At 67.2% G+C, this 23,079-nt stretch carries 20 protein-coding genes, 2 tRNA genes, 1 pseudogene and 1 riboswitch; of the genes and pseudogenes, 15 read left to right on the top strand and 8 right to left on the bottom strand.

Going from position 1 to position 23,079, the window contains the following annotated elements:
* Positions 1-93: 93 nt before the first annotated feature.
* Positions 94-178, top strand: a riboswitch (cyclic di-GMP riboswitch).
* A gap of 102 nt (positions 179-280) precedes the next feature.
* The 13 genes from GO606_RS08120 to GO606_RS08060 all read left to right on the top strand — a co-directional run bounded on the left by GO606_RS08120 (position 281) and on the right by GO606_RS08060 (position 12,910).
* Positions 281-2,077, top strand: coding sequence for a S8 family serine peptidase (locus tag GO606_RS08120; RefSeq protein WP_169118169.1), 1,797 nt, complete (start codon positions 281-283; stop codon positions 2,075-2,077).
* 249 nt (positions 2,078-2,326) lie between these two features.
* Positions 2,327-3,061, top strand: a complete 735-nt coding sequence (locus GO606_RS08115) for a PEP-CTERM sorting domain-containing protein (protein ID WP_169118168.1) — start codon at positions 2,327-2,329, stop codon at positions 3,059-3,061.
* A 353-nt stretch (positions 3,062-3,414) separates the two neighbouring features.
* Positions 3,415-3,864, top strand: a complete 450-nt coding sequence (gspG, locus tag GO606_RS08110; RefSeq protein ID WP_169118167.1) for a type II secretion system major pseudopilin GspG — start codon at positions 3,415-3,417, stop codon at positions 3,862-3,864.
* Positions 3,865-3,879: 15 nt separating this feature from the next.
* Positions 3,880-5,058, top strand: coding sequence for a type II secretion system F family protein (locus tag GO606_RS08105; protein WP_169118166.1), 1,179 nt, complete (start codon positions 3,880-3,882; stop codon positions 5,056-5,058).
* The gene (locus GO606_RS08100; RefSeq protein ID WP_211166598.1) at positions 5,055-6,746 is read left to right on the top strand and encodes a GspE/PulE family protein; all 1,692 of its coding nucleotides are present in this window, start codon (positions 5,055-5,057) and stop codon (positions 6,744-6,746) included. The genes GO606_RS08105 and GO606_RS08100 overlap by 4 nt, the downstream gene beginning before the upstream one ends.
* Positions 6,727-7,452, top strand: a complete 726-nt coding sequence (locus GO606_RS08095) for a hypothetical protein (RefSeq protein ID WP_169118165.1) — start codon at positions 6,727-6,729, stop codon at positions 7,450-7,452. Before GO606_RS08100 ends, GO606_RS08095 begins: the two co-directional genes overlap by 20 nt.
* The gene (locus GO606_RS08090) at positions 7,443-7,997 is read left to right on the top strand and encodes a hypothetical protein (RefSeq protein ID WP_169118164.1); all 555 of its coding nucleotides are present in this window, start codon (positions 7,443-7,445) and stop codon (positions 7,995-7,997) included. The genes GO606_RS08095 and GO606_RS08090 overlap by 10 nt, the downstream gene beginning before the upstream one ends.
* Entirely contained in the window at positions 7,994-8,539 is a 546-nt protein-coding gene (locus GO606_RS08085; RefSeq protein WP_169118163.1) for a hypothetical protein, read from the top strand. Before GO606_RS08090 ends, GO606_RS08085 begins: the two co-directional genes overlap by 4 nt.
* Complete coding sequence (locus tag GO606_RS08080; protein ID WP_169118162.1) at positions 8,539-9,063, top strand: hypothetical protein; 525 nt, start codon at positions 8,539-8,541, stop codon at positions 9,061-9,063. The genes GO606_RS08085 and GO606_RS08080 overlap by 1 nt, the downstream gene beginning before the upstream one ends.
* 92 nt (positions 9,064-9,155) lie before the next feature.
* Positions 9,156-11,465 (top strand): secretin N-terminal domain-containing protein, encoded by a 2,310-nt coding sequence (locus GO606_RS08075; RefSeq protein ID WP_169118161.1) that lies wholly within the window; start codon positions 9,156-9,158, stop codon positions 11,463-11,465.
* 10 nt (positions 11,466-11,475) lie between these two features.
* On the top strand, positions 11,476-11,955 hold the full coding sequence (locus GO606_RS08070; RefSeq protein ID WP_169118160.1) for a type II secretion system protein: 480 nt from the start codon (positions 11,476-11,478) through the stop codon (positions 11,953-11,955).
* Between the two features lie 12 nt (positions 11,956-11,967).
* Complete coding sequence (locus GO606_RS08065) at positions 11,968-12,384, top strand: type II secretion system protein (protein WP_169118159.1); 417 nt, start codon at positions 11,968-11,970, stop codon at positions 12,382-12,384.
* A complete protein-coding gene (locus GO606_RS08060) occupies positions 12,371-12,910 on the top strand; it encodes a type II secretion system protein (RefSeq protein WP_246979444.1) in 540 nt (179 codons plus the stop codon). Before GO606_RS08065 ends, GO606_RS08060 begins: the two co-directional genes overlap by 14 nt.
* Before the next feature lie 118 nt (positions 12,911-13,028).
* On the opposite strand, the gene rlmB is transcribed toward GO606_RS08060, so the two are convergent.
* Together rlmB and rnr are read right to left on the bottom strand one after the other, a co-directional pair.
* The gene (gene rlmB, locus GO606_RS08055) at positions 13,029-13,751 is read right to left on the bottom strand and encodes a 23S rRNA (guanosine(2251)-2'-O)-methyltransferase RlmB (RefSeq protein ID WP_169118203.1); all 723 of its coding nucleotides are present in this window, start codon (positions 13,749-13,751) and stop codon (positions 13,029-13,031) included.
* A 178-nt stretch (positions 13,752-13,929) separates the two neighbouring features.
* The gene (gene rnr / locus GO606_RS08050; RefSeq protein WP_211166597.1) at positions 13,930-16,482 is read right to left on the bottom strand and encodes a ribonuclease R; all 2,553 of its coding nucleotides are present in this window, start codon (positions 16,480-16,482) and stop codon (positions 13,930-13,932) included.
* Between the two features lie 38 nt (positions 16,483-16,520).
* Here rnr and GO606_RS08045 point away from each other — a divergent pair.
* A tRNA-Leu gene (locus tag GO606_RS08045) sits at positions 16,521-16,605 on the top strand.
* Positions 16,606-16,748: 143 nt separating this feature from the next.
* Positions 16,749-16,833: transfer RNA gene (locus GO606_RS08040), tRNA-Leu, on the top strand.
* 74 nt (positions 16,834-16,907) lie between these two features.
* On the opposite strand, the gene GO606_RS08035 is transcribed toward GO606_RS08040, so the two are convergent.
* From GO606_RS08035 to hflX, 6 genes and pseudogenes are all read right to left on the bottom strand, one after another.
* Positions 16,908-18,218 (bottom strand): adenylosuccinate synthase, encoded by a 1,311-nt coding sequence (locus GO606_RS08035; RefSeq protein ID WP_169118157.1) that lies wholly within the window; start codon positions 18,216-18,218, stop codon positions 16,908-16,910.
* Between the two features lie 5 nt (positions 18,219-18,223).
* Positions 18,224-19,378 (bottom strand): ATP phosphoribosyltransferase regulatory subunit, encoded by a 1,155-nt coding sequence (locus GO606_RS08030; RefSeq protein ID WP_169118156.1) that lies wholly within the window; start codon positions 19,376-19,378, stop codon positions 18,224-18,226.
* 158 nt (positions 19,379-19,536) lie between these two features.
* On the bottom strand, positions 19,537-19,722 hold the full coding sequence (locus tag GO606_RS08025) for a DUF2065 domain-containing protein (RefSeq protein WP_169118155.1): 186 nt from the start codon (positions 19,720-19,722) through the stop codon (positions 19,537-19,539).
* Between the two features lie 4 nt (positions 19,723-19,726).
* Positions 19,727-20,608 carry a protease modulator HflC gene (gene hflC, locus GO606_RS08020; protein ID WP_169118154.1) on the bottom strand — a complete coding sequence of 294 codons (882 nt, stop codon included), beginning with the start codon at positions 20,606-20,608 and terminating at the stop codon, positions 19,727-19,729.
* Positions 20,608-21,865 (bottom strand): annotated as a pseudogene (hflK, locus tag GO606_RS08015) (FtsH protease activity modulator HflK). The gene hflC and the pseudogene hflK overlap by 1 nt, the downstream one beginning before the upstream one ends.
* Before the next feature lie 14 nt (positions 21,866-21,879).
* The gene (gene hflX / locus GO606_RS08010) at positions 21,880-23,037 is read right to left on the bottom strand and encodes a ribosome rescue GTPase HflX (RefSeq protein ID WP_169117612.1); all 1,158 of its coding nucleotides are present in this window, start codon (positions 23,035-23,037) and stop codon (positions 21,880-21,882) included.
* Positions 23,038-23,079: the final 42 nt, after the last annotated feature.

The raw sequence follows: 23,079 nt of genomic DNA, 5'->3' as shown, positions 1-23,079 counted from the left end.
CAAACCGACACATGTTGTTTCTAAATGTAAGTCAAGAGAACTTCACGCAACTTGTGTCGTAAATTCCCCGCGCTGACAGTGCCCTGTCGGTAGCTCTGAAAAAGGCAAACCCGTCGAAAGGCGGGGACGCAAAATCACCGGTCTACAGGGGTCGCCCCATGACAGCGGGATTGCCAGGCGATGGAATCACACCCCTCTCGGACGGGTGCTGTTCATCTGCTGTCCGCATTTCCTCGCGTGTTCTACGGATCGGCCCGGAGAAATGCGAGAGGAGTCGAAGATGAACGACACGACCATGAACGTCCGCCCCCACGGGTTTCGGCGAGTTTCACTGCAACGCCGCAATGTTTCTCTCGTGCTCGCGCTGGCCCTTGCCGGTTCGGCCGGCTCAATGGCGGCATACGGGGCCAACGACACGCCCGCGTGGGTGCCCGGACGAATCCTGGTCCAGCCCCGCCCGGGCCTGCCGGAAGCTGCCCTCGAGAAGATCCTCAAGGCCCACGGCGGCAAATCCATCGAGCGCATCGAGGCAATCGGCGTCCATGTCGTGCAGTTGCCGCCCAATGTCTCCGAAAAGGCGGTGGCCGCGTTGCTGAGCAAGAACAAGCACTTGAAGTTCGCCGAGCTGGACATGCTGCTCGAACCGGCAGGCAGCGTGAACGATCCCTATTTCAGCAAAGCCTGGCACCTGCCCAAGATCCAAGCCCCCACCGCCTGGGACGCGAGCACGGGTGCAGGCGTGACCGTGGCCATCCTCGACTCGGGCGTCGATGCCAGCCATCCCGACCTTGCCGGCAAGCTGGTGTCGGGTTGGAACTTCTACGACGGCAACTCCAACACCACCGACGTCAACGGCCATGGCACCAAGGTCGCCGGCACGGTGGCCGCCGCTACCAACAATGCAACGGGTGTCGCCGCGGTAGCCGGTGCCGCGAAAATCATGCCGGTGCGCGTCTCCAGCAGTTCCGGTTCGGGCTCGCTTTCGGCCATCGCCAGCGGCCTCACTTGGGCGGCAGATCGCGGCGCGCGTGTGGCCAACCTCAGCTTCTACGGCGTCTCAACCAGTTCCACCATCGTGAGCGCGGCCCAGTACATGAAGAACAAGGGCGGCCTCGTCACCGTGTCTGCGGGAAACTACGGGACCGAGACCACCTTCGCGTCCACCGACACGATGATCATCGTTTCTGCCACCGACAGTAACGACGCCAAGACCAGTTGGTCGAGCTACGGCAACTACGTGGACCTGGCCGCCCCCGGCGCGGGCATCTGGACTACCGCCAACGGCGGCGGCTACGGCTCGGTAAGCGGCACCTCCTTTTCCAGTCCCGTCACGGCCGGCGTCGTCGCCCTCATGATGGCGGTCAACCCGACCCTTGGCGCATCCCAGGTCCAACAACTACTGCAGTCCACCGCCAAGGATTTGGGAGCGGCCGGCTGGGACAAGTACTACGGCTACGGACTGGTCAACGCCGCCGCCGCCGTCCAGGCCGCCAAGGGCTCGGCCCCGAGCGACTCCACCGCCCCCAGCGTGAGCGTCTCCTCGCCCACCAGCGGCAGCACCGTCAAGGGCCTGGTGGCGATCAACGTCTCGGCTGCCGACAATGTCGGCATCAGCCGCGTCGACCTCCTCGTCAACGGCAGCAAGCTCGCCAGCGACACCACCGCCCCGTACGGTTTCAGCTGGGACAGCACCACCGTCGCCGATGGCAACGCTACCCTGACCGCCTACGCCTATGACGCCGTCGGCAACTACGCATCGAGCAGCGCCGCGGTGAAGGTAGCCAATGCCGCTAGCGCCAGCACCGACACGGTCGTGCCGACCGCCACCATCAGCAGCCCCACGAATGGCGCCAACATCGGCAGCAAGGTCACCGTCAGCGCCAGCGCCAGCGACAACGTCGGCGTCGCCAGCTTGAGCCTCTACATCGACGGTCAGCTCAAGAGCACCGTCAATGGTTCGAGCCTCTCCTACCTCTGGAACACCCGCAAGGAGTCCGGCGGCACGCACACTGTCCAGGTCGTGGCCAAGGATACGGCCGGCAACGCCGCCACCCGAAGCATTTCGGTCACCAAGTAGATCGATCCGCACTGGAGGCGACAAGCCGGCGCACTGGCGGCGGCTTGTCGCTTCTTGCACTTCCATGCCTCCACGCCCCTCTATCACAGTTGCGAACTGTCGGCAATCTTGACACTTTCCTCAGCGTGAAAAAAATCACACAATGAAAACAGTAACATACGATTTGGCATGGCGCTTGCCTCTTTACGGCCGTACGGAGCTCAGGGCGGACCCGAGCACCGGTGAGGTCCCGGTAAAGAGGAGAAGATCATGGATCCGATCGGCATCGCAGGCTTCTGCGCCAGGAAGCTGAAGGCTTCGGCGGCAATTGCGGCAATCGGGGTGTTCGCTGGGCTGGCGCCGACGCCCGCCGCAGCAATACCCTTGAGTTTCACATCCATCACCAACAACAACGCTGGTGACGCGGACATCGGCGAGGCGCAGCTAACCGTCGACGTGACGGATGCCGGTTCCAATCAAGTCAGCTTTTTGTTTGCCAACGTCGGACTGGATGCCAGCTCCATCACCGACATCTATTTTGACGACGGGACCTTGTTGGGGATCGCCTCGATCATCAATGGACTTGGCGTCAGCTTCTCGCAAGGTGCAAGCCCGGGCGACCTGCCCGGGGGGAACGGCATCACCCCTGCGTTCGAAACGACGGCTGGCTTCTTGGCTGACTCGGATCCTCCCGCTCAGCCCAACGGCGTAAATCCTGGTGAGCAGGTAACGATCATTTTCGATTTGCAGGGCGGGGGAACTTTTGCCGACGTGCTTTCCGAGCTCGGAACAGGCGAGTTGAGGATCGGCATCCATGTGCAGGGATTTGCCAGCGGCGGAAGCGAGAGCTTCATCAACACGCCTCCGGGTGGCGGCTGTCCTCCGGGCGCTCCCGGCACGTTCCCGGATTGCTTCCCGCAACAACAGGTCCCCGAGCCCTTCACATTGGCGCTACTGGGGATCGGACTGACGGGCATTGCTTTGGTGCGCCGTCAGAAAGTCTAACCTGTTCGGCATGAGCGATCGGCGCCGTTGCGGCGGAGCCGGTCGCTTTTAACTATCATCGCTGATAGGCGCGCACCGACAAGCCGCGGTGCGAGACCGCGTGTTGCCTGCCCCACTCCGGCGATGAGTGGCGTGGGGCCATGTCATTCTGAACCGTTTCTTTCGACCCACGCGGGGCTCGTTCCCGGGATGGCAAGCCGCCTGAAGCGCGTTCATTGCTCCGCAGCCCGTCCTTCACTCCGTGTCTCCGCGCATGCCTGCGCACCGCCCGTACATCGGAAACGAATCTTTTCATCGCGCTCGCCCATGCGACAATCTCGGCTCCACGATTTATCGCTTTCGGCCGGACGGTAATGATTGATACCCCGAAGCACGGTACCCCAGCACGCCCCACTCGATTTGCCCATCGCGGTTTCACCCTCCTCGAACTGCTCGTCGTGATGGTCATCATCGGCCTTCTCGCCGGCTACGTCGGCCCGCGCTTTTTCGCGCAGATCGGCAAATCCGAAGTCAAGACCGCGCGCGCGCAGATCGACGCGCTGGAAAAGGCGCTTGACCAGTACCGCCTCGACCTCGGCCACTATCCTTCCACCGAATTGGGCCTCGATGCGCTGGTGAACTCGCCGGGGGGCGAGGAACGCTGGGAGGGTCCTTACCTGCGCAAGGCCGTGCCCAGCGATCCGTGGGGCAAGTCCTACGAGTATCGCTATCCCGGCGAACGCAGCGAGTTCGACCTCTACTCTTTCGGCGCCGACGGCCAACCCGGTGGCGAAGGCGACGGGGCCGATGTGGTGAACTGGTAAGCGCAGCGGTTCTTCATGCGCTACCGCCTCAAGGCCCTTGCCGCCGACGCCTCCGTGGTCGAAACCGAGCTGGAAGCCACCAGCGAGGCCGAAGCACGGGCGCTCGCCGCGGCGCGCGGGCTGTCGATCCTGACCCTGCGCGCGACCGCGGACGCCTCCCGCGTCGTGGCCCGCTTCCCGCTGCTGCTGTTCAACCAGGAGATGCTCGCCCTGCTGCGCGCGGGCATTCCGCTCGCCGAGGCGATTTCCGCCCTTGCCGAAGGGGAAGGGCGCCGGGCAGTGCAGTCCGTGCTGTTGAAGCTGCAAGGCGCGCTGCGCGAAGGGCGCTCGCTGTCGACTGCGCTGGAAGGCGCGCCCGAAGCGTTTCCCCCGTTCTACATCGCGATGGTCCGCGCGGCGGAGCGCACCAGCGACCTCGACCTCGCGCTGGAGCGCTATATCGCGTACCAGCAACAGGTCGAGACGCTGCGCGGCAAGCTGGTGAGCGCGGCGATCTATCCGGTGTTGCTGCTGGCGGTCGGCGGGCTGGTCGTGCTTTTCCTGCTGGGTTACGTGGTGCCGCGCTTCTCGCACATCTACGCCGACGTCGGCGGCAATCTTCCGTGGCTGTCGCGGGTGCTGCTCGACTGGGGCCAGTTCGTCGAACACCATGCGGCCGGGCTCGGCGTCATCGTGCTGGGAGCCGTCTTCGTCACGATCGCCACGGTGCGCGCTCCGGCGCTGCGCGCGGTGGCGGGTCGCCAGCTCTGGAAGGTGCCCATGCTGGGCAAGCGCCTGAGGGTGTTCCAGCTCGCCCGCTTTTACCGCACGCTGGGCATGCTGCTGTCAGGAGGAATTCCGGCGATCACTGCGCTGCGCATGGTCGCCGGCCTGCTTTCGCCGGGGCTGCGCGGCAGCCTCGAACTCGCGATCGAAGGCATTCGCGAAGGCCGCGCCTTTTCCGCGACGCTGGCGGCCCACGGCCTCACCACCCGAGTGGCGCTGCGCATGCTGGAAGTGGGCGAACGCGCCGGCAACCTGGGCGAGATGCTGACCCGCTCGGCCGAGTTCCACGAGAACGACACTGCCCGGCAGGTGGAATGGCTCACACGCCTGTTCGGACCGCTGCTGATGCTCATCATCGGCTGCGCGATCGGCCTGATCGTGGTGCTGATGTACCTGCCCATCTTCCAGCTGGCCGAGACCATCGGATGAAGCACGAAGCCGTGATCCCCTGGCACGACCTGTCACTGCCGCAGCGCCCGCCTTTCTCCGCTAAGGAACTCGCCGCCGCGCGCGCGGCAGGCGGCCGGCTGCTCGACGCCCTGGCCGGGCCGGAAGCGGCGCCCGCCGAACGGCTGGCGCGTCTCGGGGCAACCGTCCATCTGCCCGTCGTCGCCCCCGCCCGCCTGATGAATCTCGCCCCCGACTTCACCGCGATCGACTTCGAGACTTCGCTGCGGCGCGAATGCGTGGCCGTGCGTGACGAGGACGGCGCGCTGCTGGTGGTGCTGGCCGATCCGTTCGATGACGACCTGCTCGACGGCCTCGGCGCGCGTCTGGCCGAGCCTTTCACGCTGGCGCTCGCCGACCGCGACGACCTCGGCGCCTGTCTCGCGCGCCACGAGGACGAGGTGCGCCGCGCCGCCGGCGTGACCGACGCGCGCGATACAGGCGTGGGCGGCGATGACGTCGAGGACTTGTCGCTGCGGCGCATCAGCGCCGACGCGAGTCCCGTCGTGAAGCTGGTCAATTCCACCCTCTACGACGCGCTCAAGCAGGGCGCGAGCGACATCCACCTCGAGGCGGTGCCGGGCGGCCTGGTCATCAAGTACCGCGTCGACGGCGTCCTCTCCCGCGTCGGCGGCGCTTCCGGCAACGATCTGGCCGAACAGGCGATCTCGCGCCTCAAGGTGATGGCCGAGCTCGACATCGCCGAAAGCCGCGTACCCCAGGACGGTCGCTTCAAGGCGCAGGCGGGCGGGCGCGAGATCGACTTCCGCGTGTCGATCATGCCCAGCATCCATGGCGAGGACGCGGTGCTGCGCATCCTCGACAAGGAACACCTGACGCGCGAGATGAGCGGCCTGACCCTCGAGGCACTCGGCTTCGATCCCGACTCGCGCAGCCTGCTGCGCCGCCTCGCCGGCGAGCCTTACGGCATGCTCCTCGTCACCGGCCCGACCGGCAGCGGCAAGACCACGACGCTCTACGCGGTACTCGGCGAAACCAACCACGGCCTGGACAAGATCGTCACCATCGAGGACCCGGTGGAATATCAGCTCGCCGGCGTGCTGCAGATTCCGGTGAATGAAAAAAAAGGCCTCACGTTCGCCCGCGGCCTGCGTTCGATCCTGCGCCACGACCCGGACAAGATCATGGTGGGCGAGATCCGCGACCCCGATACCGCCGAGATCGCCGTGCAGGCCGCGCTCACCGGCCACCTGGTGTTCACCACCGTACACGCCAACAGCGTGTTCGACGTGATCGGCCGCTTCATGCACATGGGGATCGACCCCTACAACCTCGTGGGCGCCCTGAACGGCGCGGTCGCCCAGCGCCTCGTGCGGATCAACTGCCCGCACTGCAGCCGCGATGTTGTCCCCGACCCGCAGCTCGTCGCCGAATCGCAGCTCGGCGACAGCAGCGGCTTCCGTTACCGCGCCGGCGCCGGCTGCGGCCACTGTCGCGGCTCGGGCTACCGCGGCCGCCGCGCAGTCGCCGAAGTGCTGCTCCTCGACGACGAGCTGCGCGAACTGATCGTCAGCCGCGCGCCGCTGCGCAGCATGAAGGAGGCCGCGCGCCGCCGCGGCTTCCGCTCTCTGCGCACCGCCGTCACGCAGCTGGTGGAAAAAGGGGAAACGACCCTCCAGGAATTGAATCGTGTCACGCTCCTCGGCTGATCTGCTGCTGTGCCTCGAAGCCGGGGCGTGGACGCTCGGCACGGGGCCGGGCGCGCGCCGGATCGCGTTCGGCGGGGCGACGCCGGCGGCCGCGCTCGAAGCGCTCGATGCCGGCGCCACACCCTCGCGCAGTCGCCTCCAGGTCGTGATCGACGACAGCTGGCTGCGCTACCTGGTCGTGCGCTGGCCCGATGGCGTGCGCGGCCGGGAGGAGCGCCAGGCTTATCTCGCCCACCGTTTCCGCGAAGTGCACGGCGTCGCCGAGCCGGAGTGGACGTTCGCGTTCGACCGCGGACCGGTGCATTTCCCGGTCCTCGCATGCGCCGCGTCGCGCAGCGTGACGGAGGGAATCCAGGCGTTTGCCCGCACACGCCGGCTGCGCCTGGTCGGCGTCGCGGGATGCTTCGTGCATCGCTTCAACCAGCTGCAGCGCCGCCTCGACAGCGCCCCGGGAGCCTTCGGCGCACTCGCGGTTTCCCGGGGGGATCGGCTCACCGTCGGCTTGTGGCGCGACGGTGCGTGGCAGGCGCTGCGCAGCCAGAACGTCGGCGAGCACGGAGCGCAGGTGCTGCGCCAGACACTCGAGAGCTGGACGCTGCGCACGCCCGGGGCCGACGGGGCGGGGGTGCTCTACACGTTGGGCATCGCACCGGCCGCGCCCGCAGGCTGGCGTACCCAAGACGCGGGAGACGCAGCGTGGCCCTGATTCGCGGCGCCCCCGCACGCCTCGCACTCGATTTCGCCCCGGTTCGCCGCCGTCCCGGCTGGCTCGGCTGGGTGCTGCTGGGCCTGGGACTCGTCGCCGTCGGCCTCGAGCTGGTGGCGTTCGAGGCCGCCCGCGCCGACCTCGCCGAGCGCGAAGCCATCGTCGCCCGCCTGCGCCACCAGCTGCAGCGCAAGCTCTCCGCGGCCCCTGCGGCTCCGTCGGCCCCTCCCTCGGCGAAGGAAGCACAGGCAGCGGTCAAGGTCTCGGCACAGAGGAATGCGGACTGGAGCGGACTCTTCGCCGGGCTTGCGCGCGCGCGCAGCGACGACGTCGCGCTTCTCGAAATCCATGCCGACGCCGCGGACGGACGCCTGAATCTCGTCGGCGAAGCGCCCGCGCTCGGCGCCGCCTTCGACCATCTCCGCCGCCTGCAGCAACAAGGCGGACTGCGCGACGCGCGCATCGATCGCCATGAATGGACGAGCGGCGACGGGGGCGATGTCATACGTTTTGCGACCAGCGCGCGCTGGGGAAATGGGCGATGAAACATGGCGCGCGCATCCAGGAGGCGGTCCTGCGGGCGATTCTGCACGCCGGATGGCCGGGCGTGCTCGGCGCATCGCTGCTCGCCTTCGCCCTGGCGTTCGGGTTCTCCGGCGACGCCGAGATGGGCGCGCAACGCGACGCGCTCGCCGAGGAGCGGGCCCGGCTGCTGCGCCCCGCGCGGCAGTCAGCCGGCGCGACGGCCGATCCCCGCAGCCGAATCGACCGCTATTACGCGGCGTTTCCCGCCCCGGCGGCGTTGCCGGCGAGGCTCGACCGCCTGCACGCAATGGCCGAGGCGCAAGGCATCGCGATCCAGGGCGCCGCTTACGACACCGCTGACGTCCCCGACACCCCGCTGAAGCGCGTATCGCTCGCGCTGCCGGTCAGCGGCGACTTCACGCGGGTCTACGCCTGGCTTGCCGAGACGCTGCGCGAGATGCCCGAACTCGCCCTGGAGTCGCTGTCTGTCAAGCGCGCCGCCTCCCGAAGCAGCGAGGTCGAAGGCGAGGCGCGGTTCGTGCTTTTTATGAGGAAGGACTGATGAGCCGCGACAGACGCCGCAGGTTCGTCATCGGCGCCGCGCTCGTCGCCACCCTGGCGGCAACCTGGTGGGCGGCTTCGCTGGAGGACGAGACCGGCTTGCCGGCCGACGAAGCCAACAGGGTTCGCGACGGTCGGCGCAGCCCGGAAACGACCCGGCGCGCCCGCGTCCCGCAGCCGATGCCGTCGCTGGACGGACTGAGTGTCAACCGCGCGCCTCTGCCGGACGTCGCCGCCGACATCCTGCCGCCGACGCAGCTTCACCCTCCCGCCGAGTTGGCAATCCCGTCCCCCGCGCCGGCCGTGCCGGAGGCACCGCCCTTGCCCTTTCGCTTCGTCGGCGCACTGGAAGAACGTGGCGAGCTGACCGCGTTCCTCCTCGAAGGCGAACAACTGCGCGTCGTGCGCGCACACGACACCCTCGACGACCGCTACCGGGTCGAGCGCGTCACCACCGCCTTCATCGAATTCACTTATCTGCCACGGCGCATGCGCCAGGTGCTCACCGTTTCGGGCTCGTCATGATCCTCAGTACAACTGCCGCCATGGCCGCAGCCCCACCGACTTTTCGCGTCCTGCGCGGGCGGCGGGCCCGTCGCGATCCGGGGGCGAACTGGATGGACTATGGCCGCGCGATTTTCGCTGCCCTGCTCCTGGCCGGCCTCCTTTCCGCCTGCAGCACGACGAAGGACGCGGTGGAGCGCAGCCGCGCCGAATTTTCCGGCGGCGATCGCACCCAGGCTTTCGCCCGGCTGAGGCAGGCCGTGCGCGACACGCCCAACGATCCGGAACTACGCGCCTATTACATCCGGCAGCGCGAACTGCTCACCGCGGAGCGCCTCGCAGACGCCGAACGCGCCCGGACGGCGGGACGCCTGGACGAAGCTGCGCGGCGCTATCGCGAGGCGCAGGAGATCGATCCCGATCATCCTCGCGCACGCGCCGGGCTCGAGGCGGTCGAGGCCGACCGGCGCCGTGTGGCGCGGCTCGCCGAGGCCGAAGCGGCGTGGGCGCGCAACGACCTCGCCACCGCCGAGCGGCTCGTGCGCGCGCTGCTCGCCGGAGCGCCGAACAACGCGCGTGCGCGCAGGCTGCTGCGCGACATTGAAGAGCGCGCCGAACGTCGTGCTCCGCTCGCCGAGACGCTCAGCGGCCCGCTCGCGAAGCCGGTGACCCTGCAGTTCCGCGACGCGCCGCTGCGCGTGGTTTTCGAAGCGCTGTCGCACGCCGCCGGGCTCAATTTCGTCTTCGACCGCGACGTCAAGGTCGACTCGGCGGTGACGCTCTTCGTGCGCGACAGTTCGGTCGACGAAGTCATCAAGCTGATCGCCATCACGCAGCAGATCGAGCACAAGGTGCTCAATGCGAATTCGGTGTTGATCTATCCGGCGACTCCCGCCAAACAGCGCGACTACCAGGAACTCGTGACGCGCAGCTTCTACCTCGCGAACGCCGACGCGAAACAGGCCCAGAGCCTGCTCAAGCAGTTGGTCAAGAGCAAGGACATGTTCATCGACGAGAAGCTCAACCTGCTGGTGATCAAGGACACGCCCCAGGCGGTCCGCCTGGCCGAACGCCTGCTTGCCTCGCTCGACGTCGCCGAGCCCGAAGTCATGCTGGAGGTCGAAGTGCTGGAAGTGGCGCGCAGCAAGCTGCGCGAGCTCGGCCTCGACTTTCCCGACGAGATCGGTTATGGCCTGCTGCGCAGCCAGCAGCAGATCACCCAGACCCAGACCGCGGCCGGCATCGTCAGTGAAGTCGTCACGCTGCCCGGCAGCGAGATCGCGCCGGGCGTCGTGCCGCGCGCGCAGTGGGGCGACCTTACCGGCTTTGTGACGAATCCGGCGCTGACCCTTCGCCTGCGCGCCGAGGACGGCGACACGAACCTGCTCGCGAACCCGCGCATCCGGGTGAAGAACCGCGAGAAAGCGAAGATTCACATCGGCGAGAAGCTGCCGGTGTTCACGACGACGTCGACCGCGAACGTGGGGGTTTCCGCCTCGGTGAGCTACCTCGACGTCGGCCTCAAGCTCGACGTCGAGCCAGCGGTGACGCTCGATGACGAGGTCGCGATCAAGGTCGCGCTCGAAGTCAGCAACATCGTCCGCGAAGTGCCGGGGCCGTCGGACTCGCTCGCCTATCAGGTCGGCACGCGCAGCGCCGCGACCGTGCTGCGGCTGCGAAACGGCGAAACCCAGGTCCTCGCCGGCCTGATCAGCGACGAGGAACGCCGCAGCGCGCAGCGCCTGCCGGGCCTGGGCGACCTGCCCCTGATCGGCCGCCTGTTCTCCAGCGAGCGCAATAACGCGAGCAAGACCGAAATCGTCCTCCTGATCACGCCGCGCATCGTGCGCAACATCGTCGCCCCGTCGCTCGCGCGTGCCGACCTGCCAGCGGGCACCGACGCGAGCATCGGCGCGACGCGGCTGGCGCTCGGCCCGACCCTGCCCGGCAGCCTCGGGCTGTGGAGTTCGGACGCGGGCGCGCCGAGCCGGACGCCGGACGCCCTGCCCGCCGGGACACCCCTCCCGGACGATGCGCCGCCGCTCGCGCCGCCCGCAACGGAGCCGGACGGCCCGGGAGTCGTGAGCATCCACGGACCCTCCACGGCACGAAGCGGCGAACGCATCCGGGCCACGCTCGATCTCGTCGTGCCGGGCTCGATCGCCGGAGGCGAAGCGATCCTCGGTTTCGACCCGCTGCGTCTCGAACCTGCGGGCGGCCAGCCGGCCGGTGAAGGCCGAGTCAAGGTAGACCTCCCCGCGGGAGCGGAGCACATCACCGTCCAAGTGCCGTTCGTCGTGCGTCCGGGCACGAGCGGCGCGGTGGATATCTCGCTTGAGGAAGTGACGGTGCGCCGCAGCAGCGGGGAAACCACGACGCCCGAAGGAAGCGGCGGCGGCGTCAGCATCGAGGTGACGCTTTGAGGAAGGCACGTTGAGCGCAAGAGCGTTGCGCGGCTTCACGCTCATCGAACTCGTCGTGACGGTTGCGATCGTCGCCGTGCTCGCGAGCGCCGCGATGCCGCTGGCCGAACTCACCGCCCAGCGCGCGCGGGAGTCGGAACTGCGCGCGGCGCTGCGCGCGATCCGCGGCGGCATCGACGCCTACAAGGCCGCTTTCGATGCGAACCGGATCGAGCGCGAGGCGGGAGCTTCAGGCTGTCCGCCCGACCTCGCCGCGCTCGTCAAGGGCGTGCCCGACATCACCGACCCGAACAGCCGGAAAATCTATTTTCTGCGTCGCATTCCGCGCGATCCGTTCTTCACCGACCCGGACGTGCCCGCCGAACGCACCTGGGGGCTTCGCAGTTATGCAAGCCCGCCGGAGACGCCGACCGAAGGCGAGGACGTCTTCGATATTCATTCGCTGTCACGGCGAGTCGGGCTGAACGGTGTTCCGTATCGCGAATGGTAGAGAAGTCCGGACATGATTAACCGCCGCTCCCCGGGCGTTTCCCGCGGCCCGTCCCGGCCCGCCGGCTTCACGCTGATCGAGCTGCTGGTGGTGATGGCGATCATCGCGACCCTGCTCTCGATTGCGGCTCCGCGCTATTTCGCCCATCTGGACCGGGCGCGCGAAGCAACGCTGCGGCAGTCCCTCGCCGTCATGCGCGACGCCATCGACAAGTACCGCGCCGATACCGGGAGCTATCCGCAGAAGCTGGACGACCTGGTGAGCCGGCGCTACCTGCGCGCGGTACCGAAGGACCCGATCACCGAATCCGATGCGACGTGGAAGCTCCTGGCGCCGCCGGACGGCGAAGGCGAAAGTGAAGGTGTCTGGGACATTCGCAGCGGCGCCGCGCAACGAGCGTCCGATGGCGGGAATTATGCGGACTGGTAGGCGCCAGCGCGGCTACACTTATCTCCTGGTGCTGTTTGCCGCCGCTGCGCTGGGATTGTTCGCCGCCGAGGTCGGGGTCGTGTGGGAGAAGGCGGTGGCGCGTGAACGCGAGGCCGAGCTCCTCGTCATCGGCAGCGAGATCGCCCGCGCGATCGGCCGCTACCATGCCGACTCGCCGGGTGCTCCGGCCTGGCCGGCCAGCCTCGATGAACTCGTCGAAGATCGCCGCTTCCCGACCGTCAGGCGCCATCTGCGGCGCATCTACCGCGACCCGCTGAGCGGACGCCCGGACTGGGGACTGGTACGCGAGGGCCAGGCGATCGTCGGCATTCACAGCCGGGAGACCGGCGAACCCATCCGCAAGTCCGGCCTGCCGCCCGAGCTAGGCCCCGCTGCGCCCAGTGCGGCGCGCTACGACGAGTGGATCTTTCGGCCGGCTGAACCGATCGGCGCCAGCACTGCGCTGTCGGCCGGCGGGGAGCCCTTGACGAGGGCCTTGGCCGCCGGGGTGGCACCTCGGCGATAGCGCACGCCCCGGCAATTGCGGAAGCAGCTGCGCGCAATGCGACGCGGGCGAGCTGCGCGGAACGGGTAAATCCCGTTCAGGCTGTAAGCGGCCCCGCGCCTGGCATGCCTTACACCCCTTACGCGCCGCGCTGGCGCCGCGCCTCGAACAGGCAGATGCCGCTCGCGACCGAGACGTTGAGGCTCTCGACGGTCCCGAGCATCGGGATGCGCGCCAGTTCGTCGCAAGTCTCGCGCGTGAGCCGGCGCAGGCCGTCGCCTTCGGCGCCGAGAACCCACGCGACCGGGCCTTTCTGGTCGACTTCGTACACCGATTTCTCCGCCTCGCCGGCCGCGCCGACGACCCAGATGCCCGCTTCCTGCATTTCGCGCAGCGCGCGGGCGAGATTCGTCACCGTGACGTACGGCACGCTGTCGGCCGCGCCGCTCGCGACCTTGATCGCGGTCGCGTTGAGGCCGACGGCGCGGTCCTTCGGCGCCACGACCGCGTGCGCGCCGGCGGCGTCCGCGACGCGCAGGCAGGCGCCGAGGTTGTGCGGGTCCTGCACGCCATCGAGCACCAGGATCAGCGCGTTTTCCTCGAGCACTTCGAGGACGTCGGCAAGCTTCAGCTCGCGGCTCTTCGCATCGACGCAAGCGACGACCCCTTGGTGGCGGCGCGTGCCGACCATGCCGTCGAGGCGCTCCGCCTCGGCCTGGATCAGGCGCACGTTCTGCGACTCGGCGAGCCGGACGACGTCTTTCGCGCGCGCATCGGTGCGCTGTGCGGACAGGTAAAGCTCGAACACCGACTCCGGGTCGCGTCTGAGCTTGCCGAGCACGGCATGGAAACCGTAGATCAGCCGCGACTCTCCCCGGCCTTCACGGGCCGCAGGCGCCTCAGGAGCCTCTCCTGCGTCGGACTCCCCGCGAATTCTGGCCGGCCTGCGGCTGTCTGCGGCGGAGCCGGCGTCGCGCTGCGGCGCCGGGCGCCTGCCAGCCGCGGTGGTGTGGATCGGGCGTTGTTTGCTTGAGGGCTTGTCAGCCACGGGCGGTGCCTTTCTTTTTGCCTGTTGCGGGTTTATCGGTGGCCGGTTCGCCGGCCGTTTTCGCCTTGCGGGGCTTCTTCGCGACACCCTCTTGCGGCGATGCCGCCTGCTGGTCAGGCGTGACCGTGACGGGAGGCTGGAACAGCGCGGCGACCTGCTTGCGTCCGCGCCCCGTCCGGGGGGCAACGGGCGCATCGACGAGCGCGGTTGCCACCTCGGCGACATCGGCCACCTCGCCCGCCGCCTCACCGACCTCGATCTCCTCGACCACCTCGGCCCGCTTGCGCTCCTTGCCGGTCTTGCCGACCCGTTCGGTCGGCCGCTGCGGCCCTTCGATCAGGCGAAAATCGATCTTGGTCGTCTCCAGATCGACCCGCACCAGTTGCACGCGCACCCGGTCGGAAAGCCGGTAACGCGCCCCGGTGCGCTCGCCGGCCAGTTCGTGGCGCGTTTCGTCGTAGTGGAAATAGTCGCTGCCCAGATCGGAGATATGCACCAGCCCCTCGATGAAAATGTCGTCGAGGGCGACGAAGAGGCCGAAGGGTACCACCGCCGACACGCTGCCGGAAAATTCCTCGCCGACCTTGTCCTGCATGTAATAGCACTTCAGCCATGAGACGACGTCGCGGGTCGCCTCGTCGGCGCGCCGCTCGGTCGCCGAGCAGTGCAGGCCGATCTGGTCCCAGTCGCCGGCCTCGTACGTGCGGTTCTCGAGCGCGGCCTTGATCGAGCGATGCACGAGCAGGTCCGGGTAGCGCCGGATCGGCGACGTGAAGTGCGTGTAGGCCTCGTACGCGAGGCCGAAGTGGCCGACATTGTCCGGGCTATACACCGCCTGGCGCAGCGAACGCAGCATCACCGTCTGCAGCAGCTGCGCGTCCGGGCGCTCCTTGACCTTCTCGAGCAGCTTGCCGTAATCGCCCGCCTTCGGCTCGTCGCCGCCGCCCAGGCCAAGGCCGAATTCGGTGAGGAAATTGCGCAGCTTCTCGAGCTTCTCCGGCGTCGGCCCCTCGTGCACGCGGTACAGCGCGGGATGTTCGCGAGTCTGCAGGAACTCCGACGCGCAGACGTTCGCCGCGAGCATGCATTCCTCGATCAGGCGGTGCGCGTCGTTGCGCACTTCGGGGACGATGCGCTCGATCTTGCCGGCGTCGTCGAAGATCATCCGCGTCTCGGTCGTCTCGAAGTCGATCGCGCCGCGCTTGGCCCGTGCCTTGAGCAGCACGCGGAACAGCTTGTCGAGGTTCTCGAGGTGCGGCAGCAGCGGGCCGACTGCATTGCGCGCGCCCGGATCCTGTTCGTACAGCGCGGCGGCGACCTGGTTGTAGGTGAGCCGCGCGTGCGAGAACATCACGGCCGGGTAAAAGCGGTATGCCTTGATCGCGCCGGTCGGCGAGATGCTCATGTCGCACACCATGCACAGGCGTTCGACCTGCGGATTCAGCGAGCACAGGCCGTTGCTGAGCTTTTCCGGCAGCATCGGGATCACGCGGCGCGGGAAATACACCGAGTTGCCGCGGTCCTGCGCATCTTCGTCGAGATCGCCGCCGGCCTCGACATAGTGCGACACATCGGCGATCGCGACGATGAGCCGGAAGCCCCGGCCCTGGCGCTCGCAATACACCGCATCGTCGAAGTCCTTCGCCGTCTCGCCGTCGATCGTCACCAGCGGCAGGTTCGTGATGTCCTCGCGGCCGGCCCAGTCCTTCTTGCGCACCTTCAGCGGCAGCTTGCGCGTCTCGGCCTTTGCTTCGGGCGAAAACTCGTACGGCAGTTCGTGCTTGCGCAGCGCGATCTCGATTTCCATGCCGGGATCGGCATAGTTACCGAGCACCTCGACAATCTTGCCGATCGGCTGCGCGAATTTCGTCGGCTGCACAATCAGTTCAACGGTCACGACCTGGCCCGGCACCGCCTTCTTGCCCCCCGGCGCGAGCAGGATGTCCTGGGCGAGACGGCGGTTTTCCGGCACGACCACCTGCACGCCGTGCGCATCGAGCACCCGCCCGACAACGCGGGTGTTCGCGCGTTCGAGCACTTCGACGATCTTGCCTTCGGGCCGGCCGCGCCGGTCGAGGCCGGTGACGCGCGCAATCACGCGGTCGCCGTGCAGCACTTCGCGCATTTCCTTCGGCCCGAGAAAGACATCGGGCTGCCCGTCGTCGCGGATCAGGAAGCCGAAGCCGTCGGCATGCCCCGCGACGCGGCCGCGGATCAGGTCTGCCTTGTCCGGCAGCAGGAAGGCATCGCGCCGGTTGCGGACCAGCTGGCCGTCGCGCTGCATCGCGCGCAAACGGCGCTCGAACAGCGGCGCTTCGTCGGCGGTGACGTCGAGCGCACTGCACAGCTCCGTGAAGCTCATCGGCACGCCCTGCTCGGCGAGCGTCTGCTCGACATATTCGCGGCTCGGCAGCGGATTCTCGTACTCTACGGATTCGCGCTCGAAGAACGGATCGGCGCGCCGAATATCACTCGGCGAGTGGCTTCCGGCGGGGGCGACAGGACTCTTCGTTTTCGGTCTGGAATTTTTTGATTTTGTAGTCATTGACATTCTCTAATTGATGCTTATAATGCGCGGCTCTTGCCCAGATGGCGGAATTGGTAGACGCACTAGTTTCAGGTACTAGCGCTGCGAGGCGTGGAGGTTCGAGTCCTCTTCTGGGCACCAGTTCTGCAGGAAAGCCGACCTTGAGTCGGCTTTTTTGTTGCCTGTCCTTCCTTGTTCCATCCTTCGCGTCGTGAACTCGTTGCAGCCGGGTGTCGGCGCCCCGCTTTGCCAAAACCCGACTTGCCGGTATACTCCGTCCGCCTGCCCAGATGGCGGAATTGGTAGACGCACTAGTTTCAGGTACTAGCGCTGCGAGGCGTGGAGGTTCGAGTCCTCTTCTGGGCACCAGATTCAAGCAAAAGCCGGTCATTCGACCGGCTTTTGCTTTTTCCAGCCCTGCACGAGCGTCGGGACTCCCGCTCTCAGGCACCGAAAGGGTGGCGGCGCAGGATCGTTTCGTCGCGCTCGGGGCCGGTCGAGATCACGTCGATCGCAATCTCGCAGATTTCCTCGATGCGGTGCAGATACGCGCGCGCTTCCTGCGGCAGCGCGTCCCAGCTCTGTGCGCCGAAAGTCGTGCCGCTCCAGCCTGCCATGGTCTCGAAGATCGGCTCGCAGCGCGTGACTTCCTCGGAGCCCATCGGCAGCAGATCGATGCGCTGGCCGTCGAGCAGGTAGCCGGTGCAAAGCTTCAGCTCCGGCAGGCCGTCGAGCACGTCGAGCTTCGTGATGCACAGGCCGGTCACGCCATTGATGATGATCGAGCGCTTCAACGCCGCCAGATCTAGCCAGCCGCAGCGGCGCTTGCGCCCGGTCACGGTGCCGAACTCCCGCCCTTTCGACGACATCTGCTGTCCCGGCGTGCCGGCAGTCTCGATGTCGAGTTCGGTTGGAAACGGCCCGCCGCCGACGCGCGTGCAATAGGCCTTCGTGATCCCGAGCACGTAATGCAGGCGCCCCGGGCCGACGCCCGAGCCCGCCGCCGCCTGGCCCGCCACGCAGTTGCTCGAGGTGACGAAGGGATAGGTGCCGTGGTCGATGTCGAGCAGCGTGCCTTGCGCGCCTTCGAACAGCAGGCTGCCACCGGACTTGTTGACCGCGTACAGCTCGGCGGAAACGTCGGCGACCATCGGCCGGATCTCTTCCGCATCGGCCATCGCCTGCTCGAACACCGGCTCGAACTCGACCGCTTCGGCACCGAGGTGCTGCGTCAGCACGAAGTTGTGATAGTCGAGGTTCGCGCGCAGTTTCGCGGCAAAGCGCTCGCGATCGAACAGGTCATAGACGCGCAGCGCGCGCCGGGCGACCTTGTCCTCGTAGGCCGGGCCGATACCCTTGCCGGTCGTGCCGATCTTGTCGCCCGCGCTTTTCGCCGCCTCGCGAGCGCGATCGAGCGCTGCGTGATAGCCGAGGATCAGCGGACAGCCCGGGCTGATGCGCAGCCGCTCGCGCACCCTGATGCCGCCCGCTTCGAGCGTGCGGATCTCGGACAGCAGATGGTGCGCGTCGAGCACGACGCCATTGCCGATATAGCACGCGACGCCTTCACGGACGATGCCTGACGGCACGAGGTTCAGCTTGTATTCGTTCGCGCCGATCACCAGCGTATGACCCGCGTTGTGACCGCCCTGGAAGCGCACCACGCCGCGCGCATGATCGGTCAGCCAGTCGACGATCTTGCCCTTGCCTTCGTCGCCCCACTGGGTGCCGACAACCACTACGTTCTTAGCCATTTACTTCATTCTCCCTGAAGCGATTCGACCGTCCAGCGGCCCTCACGCCTGATCAGTTGCCGGTCGCAACCGGCCTCGTTCCAGCTTCCTTCATGTCCGGGGAGTTCGGTCATCACGACCTCGCCCCGGCTGCGCAATTGTGCGACGACCGCGGCCAGCGCGGCGTCGCCATCGGCCGGCGCAAGGATCGCACCGGGCTGCCCCGGATCCGCCAGGCGCACCGCCAGTTCGCGCAGGTCGAGACTGAAGCCGGTGGCCGGCCGTCCGCGGCCGAAGGCCTCCCCGATGCGGTCGTAACGCCCGCCGAGCGCCAGCGCCGCGGGCGAGCCTCCGCCGTAAGCCGCGAACACGACGCCACTGTGGTAATGGTAGCCGCGCAGATCTGCCAGATCGAAGCTGATCGGCAAATCGCCGAGCGCCGCGGCGAGACGACCCAGATCGTCCAGCGCCGCGCGAATCTCGGCGTCGTCGGGAAGGCACGCCCGCGCTTCGTCGAGCACCTCGGCGCCGCCGTAAAGGCCCGGCAACGCGAGCAGTGCGGAGCGCACCGGCTCGGCGACGCCGGCGACGAGCTCTTGCAGGTCCGGCAGGTCCTTCGCCTGGAGCAGGTCGAAGAGCTCCTCCTCGCGCCCCGGCACCATCCCGGCGCGCGCCGCGAGCACGCGGAACAGGCCGACGTGCCCGAGGTCGATGCGGCTCGCCGGGACCTCGGCCAGGCGCATCACCTCGGCGAGCAGCCGGATGATTTCGATGTCGGCGTCGAGGCCCGCATGACCGTACAGTTCGGCGCCGAGCTGCAGCGGCTCGCGCGTCGCCGTGAGCGTCGAAGGCAGGGTATGCAGCACGCTGCCGCAATAGCACAGCCGCGACACGCCGCGGCGGTTCAACAGGTGCGCGTCGATGCGCGCCACCTGCGGCGTCATGTCGGCGCGCACGCCCATCGTGCGGCCGGACAACTGGTCGACGAGCTTGAAAGTCCGCAGCTTGAGGTCCTGCCCGGCTCCGGTCGTCAGGGAGTCGAGATATTCGAGCAGCGGCGGCACCACCAGCTGATAGCCGTGGGAGCGGAACGCATCGAGCAGGCGACGGCGCAGACGCTCGATCTTGTCTGCCTCGGCCGGCAACGCGTCCTGGATGTGATCGGGAAGAACCCAGCGCATGTCAGGCCTCCCGCTGGGCCGCCCCGAGGGGGGCCTGCGCTCCCTGGGGGGGGTGAGGCAGGGGTTTCACGGCGCACTGCGCCATGCCTGCCGAACGGGTCGGCTGTGCAAAGCCGGCCCTCCTCGAACAAAGTGAGCGTGGGGGTTGTTTCATCTCGTCAGGAAAGGAGAAACAGCAGCAGGACGCCGATCAGCATCGACGACAGTCCGATGAACCGGATCTGGCCGTCAGCCATCTGCGCCAGCCGCAAAAAAGTTTCGCGCCAGGCGGCCGGCGCGACAAAGGGCAGGATGCCTTCGATCACCAGCATCAGTGCGAAGGCCATCAACAAGGTGTTGCCCATCCGTTCAGTTCTTGCTGCCCCCGCCGGAATCCTTCATGAATCTGAAAAACTCCGAACTCGGGTCTACGACCAGCAGGTCGTTCTTGCTGGCGAAGGTCTGACGGTAGGCCTCGAGGCTGCGATAGAACGAGTAGAACTCGGGATTCCGGCCGTACGCTTCGCCGTAAATGCTCGTCGCCTTGGCGTCGCCGGCACCCTTGGACTGCTGCGCGTCGCGGTACGCCTCGGCGATGATGACTTCGCGCTGACGATCCGCATCGGCACGGATCTTCTCGGCAATCGCACCGCCTTCGGAGCGCAGCTCGTTGGCGACGCGCTTGCGCTCCGCCTCCATGCGGCGATAGACCGACTCCGACACCTCGAGCGGCAGATCGACCCGCTTGAGCCGCACGTCGAGAATCTGCACGCCGATCTTGCGCGCGTCCTCGTCGGCACGGGTGCGCATGTCTTCCATGATCTGGTCGCGGGCGCCGGATACCACGTCATGCACGGTGCGCCGGCCGAATTCCTCGCGCAGTCCAGAATTGACCGTCTGCAGCAGGCGGATGCGCGCGCGCGCCTCGTCACCGGCAACCGATACGTAGTAGAGCTTCGGGTCGATGATCCGCCACTTGACGAAGTGGTCGACGAGGACGTTCTTCTTCTCCGCGGTGATGAAGCGTTCCGGCTCCGGGGTATCCATTGTCAGGATGCGGCGGTCGAAAAAGCGCACGTTCTGGATCATCGGCCACTTGAAGTTCAGGCCCGGCTTGTCGATGACGTCCTTGACCTCACCGAGCTGGAATACGACCGCGAACTGACGCTGATCGACGGTAAATAGCGTCATTGACGCAAGGACGCCGATAAACAGCAGCGCGCCCGCAACGAGCGACATCTTGTCACGCATCAACGCTCTCCCCGCTCACGGTCACGCAACACATCGCGGCTGCGGGCATCAAAGGAACTGTCGGCCCGCGGTGCCGGGGCGGGTGCGGCCGGGGCCGCGGGCGATGAAGTCGCCGGCTCCTGCGCCGACTGCGCTGTTCCGACGCCCTGCAGCAGCTTGTCGAGCGGCATCAGGAGAAGATTCCCGTTGCCCTTCGCATCCACCATCACCTTGCTGGAATTCGACATCACGTGCTGCATCGTGTCCAGATACATCCGCTCGCGCGTCACCTCCGGCGCGCGCCGGTATTCTTCGAGCACCTGCGTGAAGCGGCTGGCCTCGCCCTGGGCATTGGCGATTACCCGCTCCCGATAGGCGTTCGCCTCCTCGATGAGACGCGATGCCGTCCCGCGGGCGCGCGGTATGACGTCGTTCGCGTAGGCCTCGCCCTCATTGCGCGCGCGCTCGCGGTCCTGACCCGCCTTCACCGCGTCATCGAAGGCTGCCTGAACCTGCTCCGGGGGTTGCGCATTCTGCATCGTCACACGGCTGACCTGAATGCCGGTTTCGTAACGATCGAGAATTTTCTGGATCAGTTCGTGGGCACTCGCCGCGATCTGCTCGCGTCCTTCATACAACACGAAGTCCATCTTGCTCCTGCCGACGATCTCGCGCATCGCCGATTCGGCGGCCTGGATCACCGACTCGTCCGGAAAGCGGTTGTTGAACAGGTAGTTCTCCGGGCTGCTCAGCACGTACTGGACCGCGAACTGGATGTTGATGATGTTCTCGTCATCGGTCAGCATCAGCGACTCGCGCAGCACCTTGTTGCGCTCGGTGCCGCGATAACCGACCTCGACGGTGCGCACCCCGGTCAGGTCGACGATCTCATTGCTCTCGATCGGATAGGGCAGGCGCCAGCGCAGGCCGGGCTCGGTGGTCTGCACGAAGTTGCCGAAGCGCAGCACGACGCCGCGCTGGTTCGCGTCGACGATGTAGAAACCGCTCGCGAGCCAGACGATGAAGATGAGCGCCAGCAACGCACCGATTCCGCCCCGAACTGGCGGAACGAAATCTGCGGCATCTGCGGGCCGCCGCCGCCCCACCGCCGCCGTTGCGCCCGCCGCGCTTGCCGCCGAATATGCTCGACAGCCGCTGGTTGAAATCACGCCAGATGTCTTCGAGATCCGGGGGCCCCTGGTTCCCGCCGCGATTTCCGTCGCCGCGTTTGCCGTCGTCATTCCCCTGGTTGCCCCAGCGAGGGTCATTGAGTGACATTAGAACGCCTGTAATCACGTTTGAATAGGATCGATGTCGGTGAGATTCGGCGAAGATCCCGCAGGATCTTCCGGGGCAGCCGCGCTTGCGCGTGCCGCTTCGGCCAGAGCATCGCGGAGCAGGCTCAGTCCTTCGCCTGTCCTGGCGCTCAAAAAAACGCGGTCGATCTTACCATACTCATCCCGATTGACCGCCGCTTCGGCCTGGGTGAGGTCGATCTTGTTCATCACCATGATTTGCGGCACGTCGCCCGCGCCGATCTCGACGAGCACGCGATTGACCGCATCGACCTGCGCCTCACGGTCCTCGCTGGCCGCATCGACGACGTGCAGGAGCAGGTCGGCGCTGGCGGTTTCCTCGAGCGTCGAGTGAAAGGCCGCGACCAGTGAATGCGGAAGATCGCGGATGAAGCCGACGGTATCCGAGAGCACGACGTTGCCTCCCTCGCCGACATACAGGCGACGCGAGGTCGTGTCGAGCGTCGCGAACAACTGGTCGGCCGCGTACGCGCCGGCTTTCGTCAGCGCGTTGAAGAGCGTCGATTTGCCGGCGTTCGTGTACCCGACGAGGGACACCGACAACACGCCGCGCCCCAGCCTGCCGCGCCGGCGCACGCGCCGCTGCTTCTCGATCCGGGCGAGCCGCTCTTTCAGCGTCTTGACCCGCGTGCCGAGCAGGCGGCGGTCGGTTTCGAGCTGCGTCTCGCCCGGCCCGCGCAGGCCGATGCCGCCCTTCTGCCGCTCGAGGTGAGTCCAGCCGCGGACGAGCCGTGTCGACAGATGGTCGAGCTGCGCGAGTTCGACCTGCAGCTTGCCTTCGTGGCTGCGCGCGCGCTGCGCGAAGATGTCGAGGATCAGCGCGGTGCGGTCGATGACGCGACACTCGAGCGAACGCTCGAGGTTGCGCTGCTGCGCCGGCGACAGCGCATGATTGAAAATGACGAGATCGGCGTCATGAACGCGCAACACCTCGGCAATCTCGTCGACTTTCCCGCGCCCGGCAAACAGCGCCGGATCAGGCTTCGCACGCCGCCCGCCGATGACCGCTTCGACACTCGCGCCCGCGCTGACGGCGAGCAGCCTGAGTTCGGAAAGGCGCTCGTCGAGTGCGCCCTGATTGAGATCGAGTTGAACAAGAACGGCCCGCTCACCGGAAGCAGGGCGCTCAAACATGGAGACTCGACAAAGCCGGGAATGACCGCTCGATGGGTCCGG

The organism is Aromatoleum anaerobium (assembly GCF_012910705.2).
GTDB classification, from domain to species: domain Bacteria; phylum Pseudomonadota; class Gammaproteobacteria; order Burkholderiales; family Rhodocyclaceae; genus Aromatoleum; species Aromatoleum anaerobium.
The sequence above is the reverse complement of the archived record's forward strand: the minus strand, read 5'-3'. Positions and strand labels throughout refer to the sequence as shown.